The organism is Aquimarina sp. 2-A2 (assembly GCF_045505135.1).
Classification (GTDB): domain Bacteria; phylum Bacteroidota; class Bacteroidia; order Flavobacteriales; family Flavobacteriaceae; genus Aquimarina; species Aquimarina intermedia.
In genome coordinates this window covers 26,696-52,689 of sequence record NZ_JBJKFI010000001.1, presented here as the reverse complement: position 1 = coordinate 52,689, position 25,994 = coordinate 26,696, and the positions used below count along the sequence as shown (strand labels likewise).

The following is a 25,994-nucleotide window of genomic DNA, read 5'->3' as shown; positions in this document are numbered from 1 at the left end:
AATTTTATTACATTTGGTTCAATAATCTTAAAACAGCCTGATGATTACACACCTGAGAGGGAAACTAGTAGAGAAAAATCCTACTGATGTCGTTATTGAATGCAATGGTGTTGGATATTTATTGCATATTTCATTACATACTTATTCGTTATTGCCTGAAGGAGAAGTGCTTCAGTTGTATACACATCTTCAGGTAAAAGAAGATTCTCATACCCTGTATGGATTTTATCAAAAAGGGGAACGTGAGATTTTTAGACTCTTGATATCCGTTTCCGGCATTGGAGCAAGTATTGCCAGAACCATGTTATCTTCTCTGCATCCGGATCAGGTTAAAGATGCTATCGCATCCAGCGATGTGGCAACTATTCAGTCAGTAAAAGGCATTGGAGCTAAAACAGCACAACGAGTTATTATTGATCTCAAAGATAAAATTCTTAAAGTTTACAATTTAGACGAAGTTTCTGTTTCACAAAGCAATACAAATAAGGATGAAGCGTTATCAGCTTTAGAAACCCTAGGATTTAATAGAAAACTTGCCGAAAAAGCAGTCGACCGTGTACTCAAAGAAGCCCCACAAGAAACAGTTGAAAATATCATTAAGCAAGCTTTGAAAAAATTATAAAACATTGAGTGTGTTTAAGAATCTACATTTTAGTTTTTTAAGAAGGTTTGTTTGGATAATAGCTATATATGCGGGAGTAATATTTGGACAAGAAACTGAAACGGTACGAGATTCTACCAGTACTACCTTTTCTCTTGGTCGTATCGCATTAGATGATCCCAACAGCATTATTTCCAAATATGAATACGATCCGGTAACTAATCGCTATATATATAGGGAGATGCTTGGTCAGTTTAATGTGCGCTATCCTCGATTCTTGACTCCAGATGAGTATGAAGCTTTAGTAGACGAAGAACAGCGAAGACTCTACTTTAGAGATAAGATAGACGCCTTCAGTGGTAGAAAGGAAGGCAGTGAAGAAAAGAGAAAAAATTTACTTCCTGTTTTTTATGTCAACTCAAATTTTTTCGAATCAATTTTTGGAGGAAATGAGATTGAAATCATTCCGCAAGGATCGGTAGAAATGGATTTAGGTATGCTTTATACCAAACAGGATAACCCTGCATTCTCCCCACGTAATAGAAGTAATTTCACTTTTGATTTTGATCAGCGAATAAGTCTTAGCTTGTTGGGTAAGATAGGAACACGGCTCCAGATAACGGCTAATTATGATACTGAATCCACTTTTGATTTTCAGAATCAGCTAAAACTGGAGTATACTCCGACCGAAGATGACATTATTCAAAGTATAGAAGTCGGTAATGTCAGTATGCCCTTGAATAGTTCACTTATACAAGGGGCACAAAGCCTTTTTGGTGTCAAAATGGGCTTGCAATTCGGGAAGACGACAATCACAGGAGTTTTCTCAGAACAACGCTCTGAAACAAGATCTGTAAATGTTGAAGGCGGTGGAACTGTAGAGGATTTTGAGTTTTTTGCATTGGACTACGATGAAAACAGACATTTTTTTCTAGCTCATTATTTTAGGGATACCTACGATCAGTCTTTACGTAACTATCCGTTCATCAATAGTAATGTGCAAATTACACGTACTGAAGTGTGGATAACAAATAGAGCTACAAGTTCACAAAACATTTCAAATGCTCGTAACATCGTAGCACTCGAAGATTTGGGAGAAGGTCCAACACAGGGTAATTCGACGATTCCGTCATCTCTTTTTAATACCGCGCCGGGGGCATTTCCGGATAACACCAACAATGATCTAAATCCATTAACTATAAGTGGGAGTGGTCCTGTCACTCCTGCAATTAGACAAACTGCTACCGTAAATCAGAGTTTTATAGGTCCGATCTCAGGTTTTCAAGAAGGGTTTGATTTTGTTACTTTAGAAAACGCCAGGCAATTGAGTCCGAATGAGTATACGGTGCATCCACAATTAGGATATATTTCATTAAATCAACGACTCAATAATGATGAAGTATTAGCAATTGCTTTTCAATATACAGTCGGAAATAAGGTGTATCAGGTAGGTGAATTTGCTAATGGTGGCGGAATAGAAGCTACGGTAGGAGAAAACACAGATTCTCCGAATGAGGCGGGTTCCAGTCAGAATTTGGTGGTGAAAATGCTTAAAAGCTCCATTGTCAATATCAATCGTCCCATTTGGGATTTAATGATGAAGAATATTTATAGCACAGGAGCCTTTCGTTTGGAACAGAATGATTTCAGGATGAATATTCTCTATACCAGTCCTTCACCGGTCAACTTTATACGACCCGTAGAAGGGACTACACTACCTGATGATGTGGCACAGACAACTCTACTTAAAGTATTTAACCTGGATCGTCTCAATCCAAATAATGACCCGGTAGCAGGAGGAGATGGATTTTTTGATTACGTACCGGGGATTACTGTGGATACTGAAAATGGCCGAATCGTTTTTACCACGGTAGAACCTTTTGGATCTCATTTATTTAATAAGTTAGAAAATGGAGGGTCAACTTCAAATTATAGTAATCCAGATAGCTATAATCCTAACCAGAAACAGTACGTTTTTAGAGAATTATATACACAAACGAAGGTACTAGCAGAACAACAAGCTGCCAACAAAAATTATTTTCAATTAAAAGGAAGTTATAAATCTTCAGGTCAAGGGGGGATTCCTTTGGGAGCTTTTAATGTTCCTCAGGGTTCCGTAACGGTAACTGCCGGAGGTAGAGTCCTGCAAGAGGGTGTGGACTACACTGTAAATTATCAGCTCGGGCGTGTTAATATTCTGGATGAAGCCTTGTTGGCTTCGAATACACCTATTCAGGTTTCTACAGAAAACAATGCAGTATTCGGACAACAAACAAAGCGTTTTACAGGATTGAATATAGAACATAAATTTAGTGACGAATTATTGATTGGTGGTACCTATCTCAATTTAAATGAACGTCCTATTACCCAGAAATCCAGTTATAGTTATGAGCCTATAAATAACACAATTTTGGGTTTTAATTTCAACTACGCTACCGAAGTTCCTTTTTTGACGAGAATGGTCAATAAGTTACCAAATATTGATACAGACGTACCATCTAATGTTTCTATTCGAGGCGAGGGAGCCTATTTGATAGCTGGTGCGCCAAAAGGGGCTGATTTTGATGGAAAGGTAACGACTTACATTGATGATTTTGAAGGAGCACAGACTATGATTGATGTTTCTTCGCCAATCTCCTGGGAGCTTTCCAGTGTTCCCTTAGGCTTTGAAAATAATCCAATAAACCCGACCAATCCCAGTGAGGTGTTGGCAACGGGCTACAAAAGATCAAAACTGGCTTGGTATACTATTGATCCGATTTTTTATAGTAGTGGTCGACCTAGCGGAATCTCGGATCAGGATCTGGCTTCTAATGCCACACGTCGAGTATTCAATAATGAAATTTTTCCGGAGACCGATATCGTACAGGGTCAAACTCTCGCGCTATTTACCTTAGATTTACAATATAATCCAACGATACGAGGCCCTTATAACTTTAATCCGGCCTACGCACCAAACAGTACGAGTGCGCAACCTGATCCAAAAGAAAATTTTGGAGGTATTACAAGACAGCTCACCTCTACCAATTTTGAGCAATCGAATGTTGAGTTTATAGAGTTTTGGTTAATGGATCCTTTTATCGATGATGAAACAAATCCAGGGGGAACAATCGTTTTCAACTTGGGGAACATTAGTGAAGATGTGTTAGCAGATGGTCGTAAACAATATGAAAACGGACTTCCTTCAGACGATTTGGATAATGCCACAGTGGCTACAGACTATGGGCGTGTTCCTGTAAATCAATCATTGATCTATGCCTTTGATAGTGAAGGTCAGGCACGAGTGAATCAGGATGTTGGATTTGATGGATTAGGAGATTCTGATGAGAAATCCAAAGAGGAATTTAGTGATTATAGTAGCTTATCTGATCCTGCGGGAGATAATTACACCTATTTTTTACAAGCCGAAGGCGGAATTTTAGAGCGTTACCTGGATTATAATGGGGTTGAAGGGAACTCTCCTACAGAAGTTACGAATGATAATCGTGGAAATACCACCTTTCCTACCGCCGAGGATATTAATCGCGATAATACCATGAACACGATTAATAGTTATTATCAATATAAAATTCCGATTTTCCCGGGGATGGATATTGGTGCAGATAATAACACGGGTTTTATCACAGATGTTCGCGAGGGAGAAGTTGAGGTGTTAAATGGACAGCGCTTGAGAACACGATGGGTGCGATTTAAGGTTCCTATTTATGAACCAACGCAGGCTTTTAACATTAGTGATTTTAGATCCATTCGCTTTATGCGTTTGTTTTTAACTGATTTTGAACAAGAAACGATCTTACGTTTTGGAACCTTAGACCTGGTTCGCGGTGATTACAGACGTTACGTGCAAATAGGAAATACGACCAATGATCCTACCAGTGGATTAAATGTTTTTGGGAATAGCGAAATAATTGTAACTTCGGTTAGCCAGGAACAAACCGTTAATTATACAACGCCTCCGGGGGTTGAACGAGAAGAGTTGTTGAATAATAACACAACCATACGAGAAGATGAACAGGCCTTAGCGTTAACTGTAAATGGATTGCAGAATAACGACGCACGAGGGGTGTACAAGAATTTTAATGTCGACATGCGTCAGTATGAAAATCTGGAGATGTTCTTGCATGCAGAAAATGTTCCCGGTAACGCAACACTCGATGATGGTGATTTAACTGCATTTATACGAATGGGGAATGATTTTACAGATAACTTCTATCAAATAGAGCTTCCTTTACAAGTATCCTCGCGCAGTGACAACACTCCTAATGGGGTATGGCCAGAGGCTAATAGACTCAATTTACCATTATCCGCATTACAGGACATCAAAGCTAGAGTTTTTGCCAATGGTAGTGGCTTTCAGAATAATCAGCTTAATATTTTTGATGTAGAAGGCACGAATTTAAAAGCGGGAATCAAAGGAAACCCGAGTTTTGGAAATATACGTGTGATGATGGTAGGAATCAAGAACACTAGTGGAGATCCTCAGTCAGGAACAGTTTGGTTTAATGAAATGCGTTTGAGTGACCTTAAAAACCAAGGTGGTTGGGCAGCAGTTGGTAGTATGGATGCAAACATTGCTGATTTTGCTACACTAAGTGCATCCGGTAAGATAAGTACTATAGGTTTTGGAAGTATCGAGCAAGGACCTAATGAACGTAGTCGGGAAGATCATAAACAATATGATTTAACTACTAACATCAACGTAGGACAGCTATTGCCTAAAAAATGGGGTATTCAAGTGCCGTTTAATTATAGTCGAGGAGAAGAGTTAATTACACCTCAATTTGATAACTTTTTTGAAGATTTAGAGTTAGAGTCGAATTTGGATAATGCAGTATCTGATCAAGCCCGTGATTCCATTCTTAATGTCAATACCAATTATACCAAAAGACAAAGTTTTAGTGTTATTGGTTTACGTAAAGAACGTACCGGTGATGCTAAACCCATGCCCTATGATGTAGAAAATTTAGCATTTTCAGGAACTTACAATCAAACAGACCATCGTGATTACGAGATTGAACGGTCAATAGATCAAAATGTACGGGTAGGCGGAACCTATGATTTTAGTTTTCAGCCTAAAGAAATTACACCTCTCAAACAAGTGAAATTTCTAGGGAAAAGTAAGTATTTTGATTTGTTAAAAGACTTCAACTTAAACTTACTACCCACGAGTATTTCAGTTAATTCAAATATAAACCGTCAGTACAACAAACAAACTTTCCGCGATATTACATTGACAGCAGAGAGTATAGGGATAGATCCCCTGTACCAACGTAATTATTTGTTCGATTGGCAGTATGGTATCAATCATAACCTTACAAAATCACTAAATTTTAGTTTTACTTCGGCAAATAATCGGATTGTAAAAAACTTTATTGACGAAGAAACAAATGCTGTAGATAACTCTGTAGGCCTTTGGAGCGGATTTTTGGATATTGGAGATCCTAATACGCATAGTCAGCAGTTACAGGTCAATTATGAAATACCATTAAACAAACTTCCAATTTTTAAGTTTTTAAGAACCACCTATTCTTATACTGGAGATTTTCAATGGACCAAGGGCAGTGAAGTGTTTAATTCTTTGGATAATATTCCTGACTTAGGGAATTCCATTCAAAATGCTAATGTACATACCGTAAATGGATCCCTAGATATGCGATCTTTTTATAAGTACGTCGGGCTTACAAAGGTGAAGTCTAATAGGAAAAAGACAAATAACAAAAAGAAATCTGACCAGGCAGCAACCGTTTCGAATCCTAAGGAAAAACCTAAGAAGAGTAAGTTAAGTGTTGGTAATAAGGCATATAATACATTGATAGGCTTAGTGACGGCTGTTCGAAAAATCAACGTGAACTATCAACAAGATAATGGTATATTTTTGCCCGGATATTTGAGAGAACCGGGGTTTGCAGGTACTTTGAAACCTACAGTAGGCTTTACCTTTGGTAGCCAATCAGAGATACGGGATCTGGCTGCACGTAATGGGTGGCTGACACTGTACCAAGAATTCAATCAACAATATAGAGAAGTAGAGGGAAGAGAATTTAATGTTCAGGCAACTGTAGACTTGGCTAAGGACTTAAAAATAGATATCAGTGCTAGACGTAATTATTCTGAAACCTATAGCGAGAATTTTCGTGTAGATGTGAATGAAGATTTGGAGTACAAATCTTTGGCACCAAATACATTTGGTAATTTTACGATTTCGACTTTACTAATTAAAACCGCTTTCAACAAGAGTGATCAATTTACTTCAGAGTCTTTTGATGAATTTAGAAGTAATCGTAGGATCATAGCAGAACGTTTGGCGCGGGATCATTATCAAGGACAAAACATACCGAGAGAGCCAGAGGAGGAAGCAGAGGCTGATGGCTATCGTTATCCTGCCGGATTTGGAAAAACAAATCAAGCAGTGTTATTACCGGCTTTTTTAGCAGCCTATGCAGGAACAGACGCTAACGAAGTTCAAAAAGGTGCCTTTAGAGATACGCCATTACCTAACTGGGATATTAAATATACCGGATTAATGAATTTAAAGTGGTTCAAAAAAAGATTTAAACGCTTTTCATTAACGCATGGCTATAGGGCAAATTATACTATAAATCAGTTTCAGACCAACTTGGATTATAATCCGGGTGCACCCGAGGAAACAGATCAATCCGGAAACTTCAAAAACCCGGAGTTATATGCAAACGTAAATTTAACAGAGCAATTTAGTCCGTTGATGCGGTTTGACATGGAAATGCGAAATTCCATTAAAATTTTGGCCGAATGGAAAAAAGACCGTGCACTATCCTTGAGTTTTGATAATAATTTATTGACAGAAATACGAGGGAATGAATATATTATTGGATTAGGATATCGATTAAGTGATTTAACTTTCACAACGCGTATTGCAGGGCGAAAACAAGTCATTAAAAGTGATCTTAATTTTAGAGCGGATTTATCGCTGCGACAAAATGAAACGATTATCAGATATTTGGATGTCAATAATACGCAGGTAACAGCCGGACAAGATATTTACGGAATAAAATTCACCACGGATTATGCGTTGAGTAAGAATTTGACCGCTTTGTTCTTTTATGATCATACCTTTTCAAAATACTCCATATCTACAGCATTTCCACAAACAACGATACGAGGTGGGTTTACCTTGCGGTATAATTTTGGCAACTAACATCTTTTTCTCAGTACTTTTTTACTTTTTTAAAGAAATTACAATTATTTTCGTCCAGAAATACTAATTACATAAAAAACTATACTAGAATGAATATTCCTTCCGAATTAAAGTACACAAAAGATCACGAATGGATCAAAATAGAAAATGATGTAGCTACGGTAGGTATTACTGATTTTGCACAGAGTGAATTAGGTGATATCGTCTATGTAGAAGTAGAGACTGTTGGAGAGACATTGGATCAAGAGGAAGTTTTTGGAACAGTAGAGGCTGTAAAAACTGTATCCGATTTATTTTTACCTCTTTCTGGTGAAATTATAGAGTTTAATGATGCATTAGAAAGCGATCCTGAGACTGTGAATAGTGATCCTTATGGCGCTGGTTGGATGGTTAAAATAAAAATATCCGATACCTCACAAGTTGATGGTTTAATGACTGCAGATGCGTATAAAGAACTTGTTGGGGCATAAGAAGCTTAGTTTTTTAGCTGCCGCAGCTACACTGGTGTTAACATACCTATCACTCGGTAATATTAGCGCCCCAATGATGACTGTCTCGAATAGTGATAAAATTGCACATAGTATTGCCTATTTTGTTTTTACCTGGATATGGTTTGTGTTTTTTTATTTTTCAGAGAAATTTCAATTGAGCTTTGTTAAAAGTCTGTTGTACGCTTCAGTGCTTTGTTTTGTATATGGAGTTTTGATGGAAGTATCTCAAGGAGTGTTTACAAACTACAGATACGTGGAGCTATTTGATATTGCAGCGAACACCAGTGGCATTGTTATTGCAGTTATATTTATAAGAATATTGAAGAATACGTTGGTAAGAATATAATTTTATCACGTACTGATTTGGAAGTGTATACGGTTTAGTGAATGTTTTGACGAACTATCCGTAAATGTTAAAAATTTTAATTTTTGCATGACAAACGTCTTAGGACTTGGAAAAGTTAAAAGAATTTAGCTATTTTAGCAACCCTATAATAATATTGTAATATGGAACCGAAGAAAAATCCTAAAGCAGATTTAACCAGAAGAAGTACGTTGTTTTTACAACTAGGTCTTATTTTGGTGCTTTTCATTACCTGGCAAGGTATAGAGTGGAAGACGTATGATAAAAGTAACATCGATATAGGTCAGGTTGACATGGATCAGCTCGAAGAGGAGGATGTGCCAATTACTCAGGATATGAGTGTGCCACCACCGCCACCGCCACCGCCACCAGCGCCAGAGATTATTGATGTTGTAGAGGATGAAGAAGAGGTGGAAGAAACTATAATTGAATCTACTGAAACGAATCAGGAAGAAGAAATTGTAGAAGTAGAGGAAGTTGTTGATGTTGAAGAGGATGAGGTGATAGCAGATGTTCCTTTTGCAGTAATTGAAAATGTTCCTGTTTTTCCTGGCTGTGAAGGCGAAAGTGGAAACAATGCTAAAAAGAAATGTATGAGTGATAAAGTGAAAACCTTTATAAACCGTAAATTTAATACAGATCTTGGTAGTGAATTAGGACTTTCTGGTGTAAACAGAATCTATGTACGTTTTAAGATTGATAAATCTGGAAATATCGTAGGTGTTCAGGCACGTGGGCCGCACCCGAGACTTGAAAAAGAAGCACAACGTGTGGTAAATATGTTACCGAAGATGACTCCTGGTAAGCAGCGAGGTAAATCGGTAGGTGTATTATACTCACTTCCTATAGTATTTCAGGTTCAGGATTAAGAAAAGATTTTTATATATTGAAGATCCCGTCACAATTTTGTAGACGGGATTTTTTTTGTGGTATGCTTATTGTTAAAGTTTTCGCATAAACGTTAAAATTTTATATTATGAGCAACAAAAAAGAAGTAAACGTCAGAATAAATTCATTTTTTAACTTTCAGATCGGAATTATCGTAAGTCTTTTATTTACGTATTTAATGTTTGAAATGTATGCTACTGTTCCGGTTATACCATCAGAAACTGCATCCTATACAAGAGAAGAACCTTCAACAGAATGGAATTCGATTGCATTCAAGGTGTATAAGGAGCCGGAACCTACGAAAAATTTAATAAAGCGTGCTATCTCAATTGATCCACAAAAATTTAAGGTAATTGATGATATAGATGTGGTGAGTACTATGGAGAAAGAATTTATAAATGACCCGGCGACGACTCAGCCGCTTACTTCTGCAATGCTTCCAGACGAACCCGATAATGAACCTGAGAGTTTTCCTTTTATTAGAGTTGAGGCTGTTCCTGTTTTTCCCGGATGCGAAACACTTTTAAGCAATGAAGAAAGAGCTAGTTGTTTTTCTGAAAAAATAGGTAAAATTATTTTCCGAAAATTTGACACCAGTATTGGAGAAAAATACGGTTTAAAGGGTTTGCAAAGAATTTATACTCAATTTGAAGTTGGTAAAGATGGAGTGGTAAAGAATGTGCAAATACGTGCGCCACATCCAAAACTTGAAAAGGAGGCTAGGCGTATTATTAAGCTCTTACCTAAAATGACTCCGGGCAGACAACGAGGTATGCCTGTTAGCGTAAACTATCAAATACCGATAGTTTTTAAAGTACAAATGTAATCTTATCAGAAGAAGGTTTGATGGGCTAAGTGTATTATGTAACATACTAAAAAGGTTACATGGCTCATCTAGCTATCATGATCCATTTTAGTCTTCTGAATGCAGGCTGTTGTATATTGTAGTTCTAATGCGTTCTGAATTGATGAAACCATCACCATATCCTTTTGCGTCATATTTTGCTGTTATGGAAGTGTCCTTAATAATCTGTTCTTGTGTTTTTCCTGTTGTAATCGCTTTCTGAATCTTGCTGGACAAATCCTTAAGCATATCCAAAAAAGTTTCTAATTCTTTTTTCTGTGCTAACTTACCGTGACCGGGAATTATTTTTGTATCATCATTAATTAATAATAGAGCCCTTTCGGAGGCTTTTATATATCCCTTGATAGTTCCACCTGATTTCAGATCAATGTATGGGTATTTGCCATTAAAAAACGTGTCACCCATATGTAAAACATTGCCTTTTGTAAAATATACTAGCGCATCGCCATCGGTATGTGCTTGATCTACGTGATAAACTTGTACTTCCTCTTTATCAAAGTAAAGCTGAAGCCCCTGGTCAAATGTAATTATGGGAAGTGCGAGAGGTGTATTCAGTTGCTTTTCTTGTTGAGCGCTTTGCATTCTTGTGCGAACATTCTTTTGTGCAAAAATTGTTGCTCCTTAACGGGTCATGTTTTCATTGCCGCCGGTATGATCACCGTGAAAATGAGTGTTGACCACCATGGTTACGGGTTGATTGCTAATTGATTTCAGAGAACGGAGAATTTTTTCTGATAATCGCGCACATTGATTATCTATAATAAACAGTCCTTTTTCGTTGTTTAGGACGCCAATGTTACCTCCCTGACCGGTAATCATATATATGTTTTGTGCCAAAGAGTCAATTTTGATAAAGACTTCTTTCTCTTGCGCATTCAAAAGAACAGTGCAAGCGAATAAGCTAATAAAATATAGAGACTTCATTACGTATTGCTTTATGTGGATTATGTATTGATTTTGAAGATACTAAAATTAAAAATCAGTAAGGTGAGATTTTATAGGAAGTTGGGATATATGGTGTCACTTCAAGTACTAACTGAGTTACAAGTTGTTAAAAGAAGAATATTGCCGAGGGATAAGTTGTCTAAAATGCTTTTAAGATATATCTTTGCACAACTTTAAGAAAAGCAGTAAGATAACGTGCAAAATTTGAGTATACCCCAGATCGACACAGCAAAAGTTTCTATAGTTCAGGATTTTAAGGAAATCACAAAAATGCGTTTGGCATTGAGTGTGGTATTTTCTTCGCTCGCAGGCTATCTGCTGGGTGTTGAGACAATTTCATGGCAAACGTTATCACTCCTCGCAATCGGTGGCTATTTTATGGTAGGTGCATCGAATGCTTTCAATCAAATTATTGAACGGGATTTGGATGCGTTAATGGATCGAACTAAGAACAGACCGATTCCATCTGGTAGGATGTCAGTAAGCACCGCTTTTATCATTGCTTCGGTATTTACAATTTTGGGAATAACTGTTCTGTATAGTATCAATCCTAAAACAGCGATGTTTGGAGCGATTTCTATATTCTTTTACGTGAGTCTTTATACGCCTTTAAAGACCAAAACACCACTATCTGTATTTGTCGGTGCGATCCCTGGAGCGATTCCTTTTATGTTAGGTTGGGTGGCAGCGACTAATGAATTTGGCATAGAGCCCGGGACACTTTTTATGATACAATTTTTTTGGCAGTTTCCTCATTTTTGGGCTATTGGTTGGTTTTTGTATGATGACTACAAAAAGGGTGGTTTTTTTATGCTTCCTACCGGAAAACGTGATAAAGGTACAGCGGTACAAGTCTTGGTGTATACCTTGTGGACTGTCGTTACCTCGTTGATTCCTGCATTTGGTGTTACAGGATCATTGTATATCACTCCGGTTTCAGCGCTCTTAATTTTACTTCTGGGAGTGTTTTTACTTAAATATGCTATTAAACTTTATAAGATTAGAGATGCAAAAACTGCTAAGCAATTAATGTTAGCAAGTGTGTCTTATATTACGTTGTTGCAGATTATATATGTTGCAGATAAATTTTTACGTACATGGATTTAACACAAGGAACCTTAAAAGAGAAAGTTAATCGCTCAAAAAAAACCATGATGTGGTTTGCGATGGTGAGCATGGGGATGGTATTCGCAGGTCTGACGAGTGCTTATGTTGTTAGTAAAAGCCGTAATGATTGGTTGTCGGACTTAGTGTTTCCGTCAGCATTTATTTATAGCACAGTGGTTGTTGTGGTGTGTAGTTTGTTTTTACATATAGCGATCAGAGCAATTAAAAAATCGAACAGAGCATTAGCTACGGGACTTTTACTAGGAGCTTTGGTGTTGGCAGTTGTTTTTATTATTCTTCAATTTGAAGGATTTGAAGATATCATAGCGCAAGGATATTTTTTTACCGGTAGCGAGTCTACGGTGACTACCTCGTTTATTTATGCGATTGTAATAACACACCTTGCACATGTTGTTGGAGGTCTGTTAGTGCTTTTTACAGTTATTTATAATCATTTTAAACAAAAGTATCAGCCCGCTCAAACCCTTGGTTTAGAACTCGGTGCTATGTATTGGCATTTTGTGGACTTTTTATGGGTCTACCTCTTTTTCTTTTTATATTTCTTTAGATAATAAAATTGCTTACTTTTGTGGGAAATTTAACAATACCAAATTCTTTTTATGGAGACAACTGTTATTAAAACAGGTACAGAAGATAAAACTTGGGGTGGTGGTAATGAGCCACTAAAGGTGAGTTACGGTAAAATGATGATGTGGTTCTTTATCCTGTCAGATGCACTCACGTTTTCTGGTTTTCTTGCTGCTTATGGTTTTTCAAGATTTAAGTTTATAAATTCTTGGCCTATCGCTGATGAGGTGTTTAATCACTTTCCGTTTTTACATGGTGTAGATGCGCCGATGTATTATGTTGCATTGATGACATTTATTTTGATATTTTCATCTGTTACTATGGTGCTTGCAGTTGATGCGGGTCATCATATGAAGAAAAACAAAGTTATCATCTATATGTTTCTTACGATTATCGGAGGAGCAATATTTGTGGGTTCTCAAGCATGGGAATGGAAAAACTTTATAAAAGGTGAATACGGTGCGGTAGAAACTAAAGGAGGTCAGATTTTACAATTTGTAGATAATGAGGGACATCGCGTAGCGCTAAAGGATATCGCAGTGACCTTGCCAAGTGTTCGAGTTGAACATGAAGACAAAAATGGGATCTGGTATAAATCCGGTGAGGGTCTGCCAAGTTATACGGTAGAAGAGATTCAGCAAGGATTTATGCAACGCAAAGACTTGTTGATTCGTACTCAAATATTAACAGAATCTGGTGAAAAAACGATCTTATCTCGTGAAGCGTCTTTAGATAAATTGAATAAGGATGTAATAGGTATTGTTGAAGGTGCTAACTTGAGACACAATGAGTATGGATCACCCTTGTTTGCAAATTTTTTCTTTTTCATCACAGGATTTCACGGATTTCACGTTTTTTCCGGAGTAATTATCAATATCATTATCTTCTTTAATGTGATCCTAGGAACCTACGAGAGAAGAAAAAATTATGAAATGGTAGAAAAGGTTGGGTTATACTGGCACTTTGTAGATTTAGTGTGGGTATTTGTATTTACATTTTTCTACTTGGTATAATATATTTAAAAGCATTAGCGTCTTATGGCACACGATACAGCACATCACGAATCGAATACAAAAAGAATCTGGAACGTTTTTTGGTTACTGTCGGCAATTACAATTGTAGAGGTAATCTTAGGGATTATTAAACCTGCTTTTCTAGTTGAGACTACAGTAATTAGCATGAAGCTTCTTAACTGGATCTTTATCATACTTACAATATGGAAAGCCTACTATATTACATGGGCGTTTATGCATATGGAAGGGGAGACAGCTGGATTACGTAGATCCGTAGTTTGGACTGGGATCTTTCTTGTATGTTATTTAATTTTTATTTTGCTTACAGAAGGAGACTACATCTATGAAGTTTTCAAAAGCGGACATAAAAGTTGGGATTTTTAAATTCATAAACTAATTATAGTTCAAATATATAGCAAAAAGGCGGTTCGTTTGAACCGTCTTTTTTATTTTTGTAGCACACGTGTTCAAGTAGATGGTAATGAAAAAATTCTTAGTTTTAGGTGTATTGTTTGTCCTTCCATTGGTAGCTTATCTTTTCTTTGCCTCTGGCGTCCATAATTTTGCTAAACTACCTGTTTTACATGATCAGGTCGGTAATTTGGATGGGTTTGAAAGTCTGGATGGAACTTTGATACAGTTAAAAGATAGGATCACAGTTTTAGGTTTTTTAGGTAGAAATATTGAAAACAAAGAAGGATATGCCTTTAACCTGAATCAAAAAATCTATAAAAAGAATCATGGTTTTAAAGACTTTCAATTTGTAATGATTTTACCTTTTGGAAGTGAGAAGGCTGCCAAAAATCTTATGCAAGAGTTAGGGGTCATTGCGGATATTGAAGGCTGGAAATTTCTGTTCGGTACACCAGAACAGATTCAACGCTTCTACGCTACTTTACAGTCACCTTATGTACTCGACGATAACTTAGGGTCTTCTTATGTGTATATTATAGATAAGGACGTCAATTTGAGAGGTCGTGACGGGTCAGATGATGAGCAGAAGGTATATGGTTATGATACCAGTTCGGTTGCAGATTTAGCAAATGTCATGAATGATGATGTCAAAGTTATCTTAGCAGAATACCGATTAGCTTTAAAGAAGTATAAAGCCGATCGTACATCTAATTAAAAACACAATTTGTAAGTTAAGTAAGCACGCTTGTAGTAGCAACTATCTACTCAAGTTAAAATCAATAAAAGAACGGATGAAAAAATACTCGTATGTCGGCATATCCTTTATAATACTGCTCTTCGGAATTATATTTATTCCTAAGATTGTAAATCGGGTGCAAAGTACTTCTATTGTAAAAAATGATAGAATGAGTGCAGATAACCCTACTGCAAATCAAAAATTGGCCTATCTTAAGATTAATGGAGAACCGAGAAAAGTTCCCGAGTTCGCTCTTTTAAACCAAGACAGTCTACTAATTACTAATCATGACTACAAGGGTAAGGTATATGTGGTGGATTTTTTCTTTACAAGTTGCCCTACTATTTGTCCTAAGATGAGTCGAAACCTAGTATTCTTACAAAACCAACTGAAGGAATATCCAGATTTTGGGGTTGCATCCTTTTCTATAGATACAAAGCAGGATACACCTAGGAAACTAAAAGCATACGCCGAAAATTACGGTATTACTGATCCTGATTGGCACTTGCTAACAGGAAGTCGTGAGGAGATTTACGAACTTGCGAATGCAGGTTTTAATATCTATGCAGCAGAAAACCCCAATGTACCTGGAGGTTTTGAACATAATGGGTTCTTTGCATTGATCGATCAGGATGGATATATCCGATCTCGCTACGATGCTTCCGGAAATCCGTTGATTTATTATAGAGGGACTATCGGTATTGAGGAGAAGGAAGATGAAAATGGTGAAGAAGAACAAATTTCTATCTTGTTAGAGGATATTAAAAAATTACTAGAAAAAGATGAATAAGATAACAGAAGATGCAGGTAGTAAATATAAAGGGTGGATCATACTACTTTCCATTGCTATTCCTTTAGCCGTAGCACTACTATTTAGTGTTAACTTAAGAAAACTTGGTTTTGATGTAGCACCTTTAACTTTTTTACCTCCAATTTATGCTACGATTAACGGTATTACAGCAATACTTCTAATTACAGCCCTGTGGGCCGTTAAAAATAAAAAGATCGTGCTTCATGAGCGTTTGATGAAACTTGCGATTGGTTGTTCAGTACTGTTTTTAGTTATGTATGTCGCATATCACATGACTAGTGATTCCACCGTATATGGAGGAATTGGAGCAATACGTTATGTATATTATTTTATATTGATTTCCCATATTTTATTGTCCATTGTAGTTATTCCTTTTGTTTTGGTAACTTACGTGCGTGCTATAACCGGTAGGTTTCAGTTGCATCGTAAAATAGCAAAAATTACCTTTCCGATATGGTTATATGTGGCAATCACCGGGGTTGTAGTATATCTGATGATTTCTCCTTATTACGCACAATGATGATTTGTTTCAAAAAATATATCGTTTGGATTCTTGTGGTGTATGTCTCATTTACAGACGCCTATGCGCAATGCGCTATGTGTCGTGCGGTTTTAGAAAGTGAAGAAGGTCAAAAAGCCGCTGAAGGAATTAATAACGGTATCGTATACCTTATGATAATCCCTTATATTTTAATTGCGGGTGTAGGCTATTTTATATATCGAAGCAAAAGAAACAGTAAAAATACTGCGGTTTAACATTTCTATAACATTTATGACTGTAACTTAATTTTAATAGATAGGTCTTATAGTAGGAAAACGAGTTGTGTTTGCATTTTGCAGTATACTGAATAATAAGTTATACGCTGTTTTATTGCTCATTACTGTTGAAAAAACTACTAACCATGATTGAAATTACAGATCTTCATAAGTCTTACCAAATGGGAAGCAATTCGCTCCATGTGTTAAAAGGAATTAATTTTAAGGTGAGTCAAGGGGAACTGGTATCCATTATGGGTTCGTCAGGTTCAGGCAAGTCAACCTTTCTTAATATCCTTGGAATGCTGGACGAGGCTGATCAAGGTTCTTATACCTTGGATGGCGTACAAATCAAGAATCTAAATGAAAAAATAGCAGCCCGCTACCGCAATAAATTTCTGGGTTTTATCTTTCAATCCTTTAATCTAATTACGTATAAGAATGCAATTGATAATGTAGGGTTACCATTGTATTATCAGGGGTTAAAGCGCAAAGAACGTAATGAGCGTGCTATGCACTACTTAGAGAAAGTTGGGCTGGCAGATTGGGCCACACACTTACCAAACGAATTATCAGGAGGTCAAAAACAGCGAGTAGCAATTGCGCGAGCGTTGGCATCTGATCCCAAAGTATTACTTGCCGATGAGCCAACAGGGGCCTTGGATACCAAAACATCTTATGAGGTTATGGAGTTAATACAAGGGATTAATGATGAAGGCAAAACTATTCTGATTGTTACTCATGAACCGGATATAGCGCAAATGACTAAACGGATCGTGAATTTAAAGGATGGATTGATCATTGACGATACACGAGTTGAACAAGTAAGAGCAAAGGCTTATGTTTAATATAGAGCGCTGGCAAGAGATTTTTGACACAATTCGCAAGAATAAGTTACGTACTTTTTTGACGGGCCTGTCTGTGGCTTCCGGTATATTTATACTGGTTGTCCTTCTTGGAGTCGGGCAAGGGATGCAAAATGGTATTTCTAAAGAGTTCGAAGATGATGCCTCCAATAGTATTTGGGTTTGGACACGACCTACTTCAGTTGAGTACAAAGGGTTAAATCCCGGACGTATGTTTACGTTAACAAATGAAGATTATGATTTTATTCAGCGTAAACATAAAGATCAAATCGAGTTTCAATCCTCAAGAGTAAGGATATGGAGTGCTGTAGTCTCTCATAAAAAGGAATCAGGTAGTTATTCGATCGAAGGAATTTTTCCTGATTTTCAGCTAATTGAAAATGAGGATATGGTATCCGGGAGATATATAAATCAGAACGATATAGAGGAGCGAGGTAAAGTCGCTATTATTGGCTATAAAATTAAGAAGGACTTATTCAAAACGATTGAGGATCCCACGGGACTTTTTATTCAATTAAATGATATCCCTTTCAAAGTAGTAGGTGTGTATTCTGATAAAGGAGGAGAGCGTGAAGAAGATCGTGTATTTATTCCATCTACCACGGCACAACAAGTATTCAATCGGGGGCAAACGATAAACAACCTATCCTATACACTTCAACCTGAAGACAATTTTGAAGCTACGGTTGCAAAATCCGAAGAATTTGTAGCTTCGATGACCGCCTATCTTAAGTCAAAACATGTCATAGCACCCGAAGATGAGCGCGCTATAGGTGTTAATAATTCTTTAGAAAACGCTAAGCGTTTTTATGCGTTGATTTTTATGATCAAAGCCTTTTTCTGGTGGGTTGGTGTATGTACAATCATAGCCGGTGTAGTAGGGGTAAGCAATATTATGTTGATTATAGTAAAAGAAAGGACCAAAGAGATTGGCATTCGCAAGGCATTAGGAGCCTATCCGATTTCTATTATTGGAATGATTTTACACGAAGCTATTTTTGTAACAGCGATTGCCGGTTTCACAGGACTCATTGGAGGACTTTTACTCTTGGAACTTGTAGGGCCCTTTGTGGAGACCGAATTTATAGCAAATCCTTCTGTGAATTTTAATGTAGCATTAACTACGGTTATCATTTTGATTTTGGCAGGAGCGATTGCCGGTTTTTTTCCGGCTTGGCGAGCAGCAAGAATTAGACCCATTGTAGCACTTAGAGACGAATAAGATGATTAATAAAGATCAGTGGAACGAAATTATAGAAGCGCTAACTGCCAATTGGTTTAGAACTATATTGACTGCGTTTGGAGTGTTTTGGGGAATTTTCATTTTGGTAATTCTTCTAGCGGCAGGTAAAGGTTTGGAAAACGGAGTTAAAAAAGGTTTTGGCGACATTGCAACCAATACCATGTTTATGTGGACACAAACAATCTCTAAGCCATATAAAGGATTACCAAAGGGGAGAAGGTACAACTTCAAGATTACCGATGTTCCTTCTATACGACAGCAAGTCCCGGGCTTACTTTATATCTCTCCGCGTAATCAACTAGGAGGCTTTGGAGGTGCTAATAATGTAGTACGAGGTTTGAATACCGGAGCATTCAACGTGTATGGAGATTATCCGGAAATCATAAAACAGGATCCGATTACTATCACTTCAGGGAGATTTTTGAATTATGGTGATATTGACGAAAAGAGAAAAGTTGCCATCATTGGAGATGGTGTAAAAAAAGAACTATTTAAACCTGACGAGGATCCTATAGGAGATTATATCAAAATACAAGGAGTTAGTTTTATGGTTATAGGTACTTATACTAAGAAGTCTAACAACGGAGATAGAGAACAAGGACAAAAAGAAATTTTTGTACCCTTTACTTCTTTTTCCCAAGCCTTCAATTCAGGAGACCGGGTAGGTTGGATGGCTATAACTGCTGAAGATCATAACTCTATTACGAGCTTAAAAAAGGATGTGATCGAAGTAGTGAAGGCAAATCATACAATTCACCCTGACGATGACCGCGCTGTGGGGAATTTTGATCTCTATGAAGAGTTTAATAAGGTAAATGGACTTTTTGTGGCATTGAAAGGAGTAGCATATTTTGTAGGTACGCTTGTGCTACTGTCGGGTATTATTGGAATTAGTAACATTATGCTTATAGTGGTAAAAGAGCGCACCAAAGAAATAGGCATTAGACGAGCATTGGGTGCGGCACCATGGGCTATACGGGGGCAAATATTATTAGAATCAATTTTTTTAACGATTGTCTCGGGAATGGCAGGGATTGCGGCCTCGACAGGAGTAATTTATGTGGTCAATGCATTGCTTGATGGCATGCCGGATACTAATGAAACAATGTTTGCCAATCCAAGTGTAGATCTTGTAGTTGTTTGTATTGCTTTGTTGATTTTGATCACAAGCGGACTACTGGCGGGACTCATACCGGCGCAGGTGGCAATTAGGACAAAACCAATAGATGCCTTGCGCACAGAGTAACCTAAATCATATTTAAAGAATAAATAAATAGTACATCATCATGAAGAAAACAATTACCATCTTAATATTACTTTTTGTGGCCGCCGTTTTTATGGGCTCACTATATTGGTTGTATCAAAAAAACCAAGAAGATCCGGTGACTTATAAAACAGAAAAGCCTTCGACAGAAAGTATAGTTAAAAAGACAGTAGCGACTGGAAGTATAGTTCCTAAAGAAGAAGTACTTATTAAGCCTAATATCTCAGGAATTATCGATGAGATTTATATAGAAGCGGGAGAGGTCATCAAATCAGGAGATCTCATTGCCAAGATTAGAGTAATTCCAAATGTTTCCTCCTTGCAAAGCGCAAAAAATGCTGTGCAATCGGCATCAATTCTTCTGGATAATCAGAAGAAAGTCTATGCAAGACAAAAAGAGCTTTTCGATAAAGGTGTTATTTCTGCTAACGAGTTTGATGCAGTGGATGTAAATTACAAACAAGCAGAGCAAGAGTATGAGTCAGCAAAACAAAATTATCAAATTGTAAAAACCGGAACAGCGAGAGGTTTAGGCAGTGCTGCTAATACGATGATTCGTTCTACGGTCGCTGGAATGGTGCTAGAAGTGCCGGTAAAAGTAGGGAACCAAGTAATTGAATCTAATAACTTTAACGACGGAACAACTATAGCTGCTATTGCAGATGTAGGTCATATGATATTTGAAGGTAATGTAGATGAAAGTGAAGTTGGTAAAATTAAAGAAGGATTGCCGTTAGAGATTACTGTAGGCGCTATAGAAAACAAAACATTTGATGCGACCTTAGACTATATTGCACCAAAAGGAAAAGAAGAGAACGGAGCCATTCAGTTTGAAATAAAAGGAACGTTAGATGACAGAGATACAACGTTTATACGCGCAGGACTTAGTGCAAATGCTTCAATTATTTTGGCTAAGGTAGACAGTGTAGTAGCACTCAAAGAAGCCTTGATACAGTATGATTCAAAAACGCAAAAACCATTTGTCGAAGTGGCAACAGGGGAACAAGAGTTTGAGAAAAAGGAGGTAGAGCTCGGTATTAGTGACGGGATAAATGTTGAGGTTAAAAGTGGAATAACCAAGGATGATGAAATAAAAGTGTGGAATCAAATTAAAAAACCAGAGTTTGCAAATTAATTTTTCAAATTCATGTAACAACAACATCAAATACGATACAAATAGATATTATGAAAATAAAGCTTTTAATTTTATACTGTGGTGTTCTAGGGATTTTTGCTTCTCAAGCACAAGAAAAACAATGGACACTGAGAGAATGTGTAGAATATGCATTAGAAAATAATATTACCATCAAACAGTCTGAGCTAAACGTAGCAGCAGCTGATATTGAAAAAAGCGATGCAATTGGTAATTTTCTTCCATCACTTAACGCTTCTGCCTCAAATACGTGGAGATCAGGTTTGGCAACAGACCCAATTACGAATGTAAACAGTACACAAACTTTCAGAACCTCCAGTTATGGGGTATCTGTTGGAGTAACGTTATTCGATGGATTACGAAATATCTATCAATTACAACGAGCAAAAATAAATAGCGTCTTGAGCCAATATAACCTCGGTAAATCCAAAGATGATATAGCACTGTTTGTCGCGAACAGTTATTTGCAGGTGTTACTGAATAAGGAGTCCCTTAAAGTTATTGAAAAACAGCATGAAATTACGCTGGAACAGTTAAAACGAACCACAGATTTGGTAGATGCAGGAGTATTACCTCAGGGGGATCTTTTGGAGATTCAGGCAACTTCAGCCGATGAATTAACGCGAATTGTGCAGGCAGAAAATGCAGTTTTAATTGCAAGGGTAAGTCTTGCGCAAACATTATTGATTAAGGATTATGAAAATTTTGATATAGCCGAACAGGAATATTTAGTGCCTTCCGCAGAAATTTTAAATAAATCTATAGAAGAGATTCGTTCCACAGCTAGAGAGTCTAGGTACGAAGTTCAAATAGCCGAGCAAAATAAAATATTAGCCGAAAAGGATTTGCAAATTGCAAAAGGGGCGTATTATCCTACATTAAATGGAACTTTTAATTATGGAACCAGTGAAGTAGGTAATAACACCTTTTCAAGTGGTGGTATTGATCCGGATAATCCCGTAACTACAGAAGAGATCGGGTTTGTAGGGAGCACAGGAGAGTCAGTATTTTCAAGTAGACCAAATTTACTATTGGTTGAATCGGGACCCACTCCTTTTATTGAACAGTTGTATTTAAATGACGGAATATCCTATGGTTTTTCATTATCAGTTCCCATCTTTAATGGTTTTGCTGCCAGAAATAATGTGAAACGTAGTAAGATAAATGTAGAACGTACTGCTTTTCAATTAGAGCAAGCTGCGTTAGATCTGGATAGTAATGTGTATCAGGCTTATCTGGATGCAAAGGGATCTGCAGAAGCATTTGAAGCTTCTCAAGTGGCTGTGAATGCTCAAGAAAGAGCGTATGAATATGCCAAGGATCGCTATGATGTAGGCTTGACAAATGCATTTGATTTTAGTCAATCAAAATTTAGGTTAGAAAACGCACAAAGTAATGCAGTACAAGCAAAGTTTGATTATATATTTAAGATTAAAGTACTTGAACTATATTTCGGAATCAAACTAGCCGATATAAAATTATAATTATCATAGCTACAGAATTATGAGTAAAAAGACCATCATTTACATCGTTATTATTGTAATCCTACTTATTGGAGGGTTGATTTACGGAAAAAAAGCAGGTTGGTTCGGTAAAGGAGGCGATTATAAAACTGTAGAGATTACCGAAATCAACAGAATTGATATTACTGAAACTGTTGCGGCAACCGGTAAAATTCAACCGGAAGTAGAGGTAAAACTGTCTTCTGAAGTATCTGGTGAAATAATTGATTTACCGGTCACCGAAGGGCAACAGGTAAAAAAGGGGGATTTATTAGTCCGAATAAACCCTGACATTATTCAATCAGGATTAAATCGTTCACAAGCTGCCTTACTCAATGTAAAAGCAGGGTTGCAACAAGCAGAAGCTAGTTTAAAGGAGGCGCAAGCCAATTACGAGAGAAATAAAGCTTTGTTCGACAAAGGCGTAATATCAAAAGCAGAATGGGATCGTAGTATATCGGCTTATGAAGTAGCAGAAGCCGCAAAGCAATCTGCATTTTATAACGTGCGTAGTGCACAAGCTACGGTTAATGAAGCTATGGATAATTTGGATCGTACCACAATCTACGCACCGATGAGTGGAACCATCTCTAAATTAGATGTCGAGCTAGGGGAGCGTGTGGTAGGCACACAACAAATGGCCGGAACCGAAATTATGCGCGTGGCTAATTTGGACAATATGGAGGTTGAGGTTGATGTTAATGAAAATGACATTGTTAAGATAGAAGTTGGAGACTCAACCATCGTTGAAGTTGATGCGTATCTAAAGAAAGAATTTAAAGGTCTGGTAACTGAAATTGCTAACTCTGCTGAAAATACACTGAGTGCTGATCAGGTGACCAATTTTAAAGTAAAGGTGCGTGTTTTAAAATCATCTTATGAGGATTTAACGGAAGGAAAATCAGAATTTTATTCTCCATTTCGACCGGGAATGACCGCCACGGTTGATATAATAACAGATCAACGTGTTAACAGTATTGGAGTTCCGATAAGCGCCATCGTTATAAAGAACGATACTACTTCAGGAAAAACTTCTAACGATAAAGCGCTCATTTCAGACAGTGATAAAAAATTCGAGTGTGTTTTTGTCAAAGAAGGAGAGGTGGCCAAGCTAAGAGTTGTAAAAACCGGCATTCAGGATGACTCAAATATCGAAATTACAAGTGGTTTAGGTGAAGGAGATGAGGTAATTACAGGGCCTTATACTTTAGTTACAAAATCTCTCAAAAATGGAGATAAAGTAAAGATTGAAAACAAAGAAAATACGAAGTAATACTTTCTCCTATTTCAATATCTTTGTAGTCTAAATTTGTGGAATGGGATACATACTTTGCTTAGAAACTGCAACTACCAATTGTTCTGTAGCGTTAACTAAAAATGGAAAGGTTATAGCTATACGTGAAGATATAGACGGTGGTTATTCGCATGCCGAACGTCTTCATGTTTTTATTGAGGAAGTTTTAATGGAGACAGGGATTAAAGCTTCACAGTTGGATGCCGTTGCAGTGGGTAAAGGACCAGGCTCTTACACTGGATTACGCATAGGCGTAGCTGCAGCAAAAGGACTGTGTTTTGCACTTGACATTCCTCTTATAGCGATTCCCACCTTAGCATTATTAGCGTTTCAGGTTGCTGATAAAAAAGAAGTATCCACAATCATTCCTATGATAGACGCAAGGCGCATGGAGGTATATGCTTCGGTATATGCGCATGATTATCAGGAAATAAGAGAAACACGTGCAGAAATTTTAGATCCAACTTCTTATCTCGAGTATTTAAATGAGGGAATGGTATGTTTTATAGGTAGTGGAGTGGCAAAATTTGCTGAGATTTGTGATCATCCTAATGCTATTTTTATTAAAGATGCAATGCCATCAACAAAGGAGATGGCATTACAAAGTTATAGCAAATTTAAACAACAAGATTTTGAGGATGTTACCTATTTCGATCCCTATTACTTAAAAGACTTTGTGACGGGCTAGTATCCATATTTTTCAAGGCGTGATAGCGAGAAACCAAACGTATAAGGTCTTCTTCTTTACGCAGCCGAATCTTTTCTTTTTTGATGTATGATTTTAGGCCGTCTTCTTTATCACTAAACACAGCTAGAAGTTCCTTTTTGTTTATTGGAATTTCCAAAATCATGTTTTTCTCTTCAAGATAATACGTTAATTCAGCTGTAAGTTTGCCCGGAACAGTCGGTGCATAAGCATTTGATTTTTGCGGTTCAATGATGGTTAGACTATGGCGTTTGTAAATTCTATAGGAATCGTTTAAATCTACTAAAATGTAATACCCTGAACGTTCTTGACCACGAGTGGTTTCAAAATTGCAATAATAAAAATAGTCGTCATCTATACGAACATTCATAGAAACCCGCTTATCGAGCTCAAAAAGATCTTGGTTAACTTTATATTCTATGGCATCATTATATATATTATAACGGAGCTTGGCTTGAAAGGTACCTGATTTTTCATCTATGACACTTGCATCTTTTAGTGAAGAATTAATGTAGAGCGATCCTTCATAATCATCAAAAATAGACACACGTTGAACTGGTTTTATTAAGGAGGTTGGCAATTGTGCTTGCAGTATGGAAGAACATAGTACAAAGCTGAGGAGTAGTAATTTCTTCATAATAAGTGATTTAGGAATAGAGTAAAGCTAACTAAAATCACCTCAAACAAAAAATATCACAAAATTTTTGTTAAAAAAATAATTATTATAGAAATAAACTACGTTTTTTTATCAAATAATTTAATATAAATGCTTTTTAATGAGTATTTCGCATCTAATTTTTACGGCTAAACCACCTTTACAATGTCTTTTTGGCTTATTTACAGGAAATTATGAAGTAGGATTGTTTAAATTTTCATTCTAATTAAAAGGTTTATGGTAGTGAAGAGCTTTAATTGTCCCTAGCAATAGAGACTGTCACGAGGCAAGGTATAAGCTTAAATAAAAAAGCACCTCAAGAAGAGGTGCTAATACATTTGTTGGATGCTTCCTGATTAACTAATCTCAAAAGAAATCTTGACATTCACCCTAAATTGTGTCACTTGACTATTATCAACCACAACACTTTGTTCTTTTACATAAGCCGAACGAATGTTTTTTACAGTTTTTGACGCTTGTGCGACTGCTTTCTTAGTCGCATCTTCCCAACTTTTTTCTGAGCTCGAAAGCACTTCGATTACTTTAACTATTGCCATT

23 protein-coding genes and 1 pseudogene are annotated in these 25,994 nt (G+C 36.9%); 21 read left to right on the top strand and 3 right to left on the bottom strand.

From position 1 onward, the window contains the following. Window positions 1-40: 40 nt before the first annotated feature. The 6 genes from ruvA to ACJRPK_RS00235 all read left to right on the top strand — a co-directional run bounded on the left by ruvA (window position 41) and on the right by ACJRPK_RS00235 (window position 10,344). The gene (ruvA, locus tag ACJRPK_RS00260; RefSeq protein WP_148781628.1) at window positions 41-622 is read left to right on the top strand and encodes a Holliday junction branch migration protein RuvA; all 582 of its coding nucleotides are present in this window, start codon (window positions 41-43) and stop codon (window positions 620-622) included. A 10-nt stretch (window positions 623-632) separates the two neighbouring features. Further along, on the top strand, window positions 633-7,775 hold the full coding sequence (sprA, locus tag ACJRPK_RS00255) for a cell surface protein SprA (RefSeq protein WP_407137897.1): 7,143 nt from the start codon (window positions 633-635) through the stop codon (window positions 7,773-7,775). An 89-nt stretch (window positions 7,776-7,864) separates the two neighbouring features. Beyond that, window positions 7,865-8,245 carry a glycine cleavage system protein GcvH gene (gene gcvH, locus ACJRPK_RS00250; RefSeq protein ID WP_148781627.1) on the top strand — a complete coding sequence of 127 codons (381 nt, stop codon included), beginning with the start codon at window positions 7,865-7,867 and terminating at the stop codon, window positions 8,243-8,245. Continuing rightward, entirely contained in the window at window positions 8,217-8,612 is a 396-nt protein-coding gene (locus tag ACJRPK_RS00245) for a VanZ family protein (protein ID WP_407137896.1), read from the top strand. The genes gcvH and ACJRPK_RS00245 overlap by 29 nt, the downstream gene beginning before the upstream one ends. A gap of 161 nt (window positions 8,613-8,773) precedes the next feature. Next, the gene (locus ACJRPK_RS00240) at window positions 8,774-9,499 is read left to right on the top strand and encodes an energy transducer TonB (protein WP_148781625.1); all 726 of its coding nucleotides are present in this window, start codon (window positions 8,774-8,776) and stop codon (window positions 9,497-9,499) included. 107 nt (window positions 9,500-9,606) lie between these two features. Beyond that, the gene (locus tag ACJRPK_RS00235; protein ID WP_407137895.1) at window positions 9,607-10,344 is read left to right on the top strand and encodes an energy transducer TonB; all 738 of its coding nucleotides are present in this window, start codon (window positions 9,607-9,609) and stop codon (window positions 10,342-10,344) included. 87 nt (window positions 10,345-10,431) lie between these two features. On the opposite strand, the pseudogene ACJRPK_RS00230 reads toward ACJRPK_RS00235, so the two are convergent. Then, window positions 10,432-11,202 (bottom strand): annotated as a pseudogene (locus tag ACJRPK_RS00230) (MBL fold metallo-hydrolase). A gap of 330 nt (window positions 11,203-11,532) precedes the next feature. Between ACJRPK_RS00230 and cyoE the strand changes: the two are divergent. The 15 genes from cyoE (at window position 11,533) to tsaB (ending at window position 24,763) form a co-directional block, all read left to right on the top strand. Then, complete coding sequence (gene cyoE / locus ACJRPK_RS00225; RefSeq protein WP_407137894.1) at window positions 11,533-12,435, top strand: heme o synthase; 903 nt, start codon at window positions 11,533-11,535, stop codon at window positions 12,433-12,435. Next, the gene (locus ACJRPK_RS00220) at window positions 12,426-13,007 is read left to right on the top strand and encodes a heme-copper oxidase subunit III (RefSeq protein WP_407137893.1); all 582 of its coding nucleotides are present in this window, start codon (window positions 12,426-12,428) and stop codon (window positions 13,005-13,007) included. The genes cyoE and ACJRPK_RS00220 overlap by 10 nt, the downstream gene beginning before the upstream one ends. 48 nt (window positions 13,008-13,055) lie before the next feature. Continuing rightward, window positions 13,056-14,036 carry a cytochrome c oxidase subunit 3 gene (locus ACJRPK_RS00215; protein WP_407137892.1) on the top strand — a complete coding sequence of 327 codons (981 nt, stop codon included), beginning with the start codon at window positions 13,056-13,058 and terminating at the stop codon, window positions 14,034-14,036. A 24-nt stretch (window positions 14,037-14,060) separates the two neighbouring features. Continuing rightward, on the top strand, window positions 14,061-14,420 hold the full coding sequence (locus ACJRPK_RS00210; RefSeq protein ID WP_148781619.1) for a cytochrome C oxidase subunit IV family protein: 360 nt from the start codon (window positions 14,061-14,063) through the stop codon (window positions 14,418-14,420). Window positions 14,421-14,517: 97 nt separating this feature from the next. Beyond that, window positions 14,518-15,165 (top strand): hypothetical protein, encoded by a 648-nt coding sequence (locus ACJRPK_RS00205; RefSeq protein WP_407137891.1) that lies wholly within the window; start codon window positions 14,518-14,520, stop codon window positions 15,163-15,165. A gap of 76 nt (window positions 15,166-15,241) precedes the next feature. After that, window positions 15,242-15,976 carry an SCO family protein gene (locus ACJRPK_RS00200; protein ID WP_407137890.1) on the top strand — a complete coding sequence of 245 codons (735 nt, stop codon included), beginning with the start codon at window positions 15,242-15,244 and terminating at the stop codon, window positions 15,974-15,976. Continuing rightward, window positions 15,969-16,517: a DUF420 domain-containing protein gene (locus tag ACJRPK_RS00195; protein ID WP_148781616.1), complete on the top strand. Its 549-nt coding sequence runs from the start codon at window positions 15,969-15,971 to the stop codon at window positions 16,515-16,517. The genes ACJRPK_RS00200 and ACJRPK_RS00195 overlap by 8 nt, the downstream gene beginning before the upstream one ends. After that, a complete protein-coding gene (locus tag ACJRPK_RS00190; RefSeq protein WP_407138790.1) occupies window positions 16,517-16,753 on the top strand; it encodes a hypothetical protein in 237 nt (78 codons plus the stop codon). Before ACJRPK_RS00195 ends, ACJRPK_RS00190 begins: the two co-directional genes overlap by 1 nt. A 146-nt stretch (window positions 16,754-16,899) precedes the next feature. Continuing rightward, complete coding sequence (locus ACJRPK_RS00185) at window positions 16,900-17,601, top strand: ABC transporter ATP-binding protein (RefSeq protein ID WP_407137889.1); 702 nt, start codon at window positions 16,900-16,902, stop codon at window positions 17,599-17,601. Then, a complete protein-coding gene (locus ACJRPK_RS00180) occupies window positions 17,594-18,841 on the top strand; it encodes an ABC transporter permease (RefSeq protein WP_407137888.1) in 1,248 nt (415 codons plus the stop codon). Before ACJRPK_RS00185 ends, ACJRPK_RS00180 begins: the two co-directional genes overlap by 8 nt. Before the next feature lies 1 nt (window position 18,842). Further along, window positions 18,843-20,108 (top strand): ABC transporter permease, encoded by a 1,266-nt coding sequence (locus tag ACJRPK_RS00175; protein WP_407137887.1) that lies wholly within the window; start codon window positions 18,843-18,845, stop codon window positions 20,106-20,108. A gap of 40 nt (window positions 20,109-20,148) precedes the next feature. Beyond that, window positions 20,149-21,261, top strand: coding sequence for an efflux RND transporter periplasmic adaptor subunit (locus ACJRPK_RS00170; protein WP_407137886.1), 1,113 nt, complete (start codon window positions 20,149-20,151; stop codon window positions 21,259-21,261). A gap of 50 nt (window positions 21,262-21,311) precedes the next feature. After that, a complete protein-coding gene (locus ACJRPK_RS00165; protein WP_407137885.1) occupies window positions 21,312-22,763 on the top strand; it encodes a TolC family protein in 1,452 nt (483 codons plus the stop codon). Between the two features lie 19 nt (window positions 22,764-22,782). Further along, a complete protein-coding gene (locus ACJRPK_RS00160; protein WP_407137884.1) occupies window positions 22,783-24,054 on the top strand; it encodes an efflux RND transporter periplasmic adaptor subunit in 1,272 nt (423 codons plus the stop codon). Window positions 24,055-24,097: 43 nt separating this feature from the next. After that, complete coding sequence (gene tsaB / locus ACJRPK_RS00155; RefSeq protein ID WP_407137883.1) at window positions 24,098-24,763, top strand: tRNA (adenosine(37)-N6)-threonylcarbamoyltransferase complex dimerization subunit type 1 TsaB; 666 nt, start codon at window positions 24,098-24,100, stop codon at window positions 24,761-24,763. Here the strand turns inward: tsaB and ACJRPK_RS00150 are convergent. Both ACJRPK_RS00150 and ACJRPK_RS00145 read right to left on the bottom strand, forming a co-directional pair. Further along, entirely contained in the window at window positions 24,717-25,418 is a 702-nt protein-coding gene (locus tag ACJRPK_RS00150; RefSeq protein WP_407137882.1) for a hypothetical protein, read from the bottom strand. The two genes, tsaB and ACJRPK_RS00150, sit on opposite strands and share 47 nt — an antisense overlap. Before the next feature lie 374 nt (window positions 25,419-25,792). Continuing rightward, window positions 25,793-25,993, bottom strand: a complete 201-nt coding sequence (locus ACJRPK_RS00145) for a dodecin family protein (RefSeq protein WP_148781607.1) — start codon at window positions 25,991-25,993, stop codon at window positions 25,793-25,795. Window position 25,994: the final 1 nt, after the last annotated feature.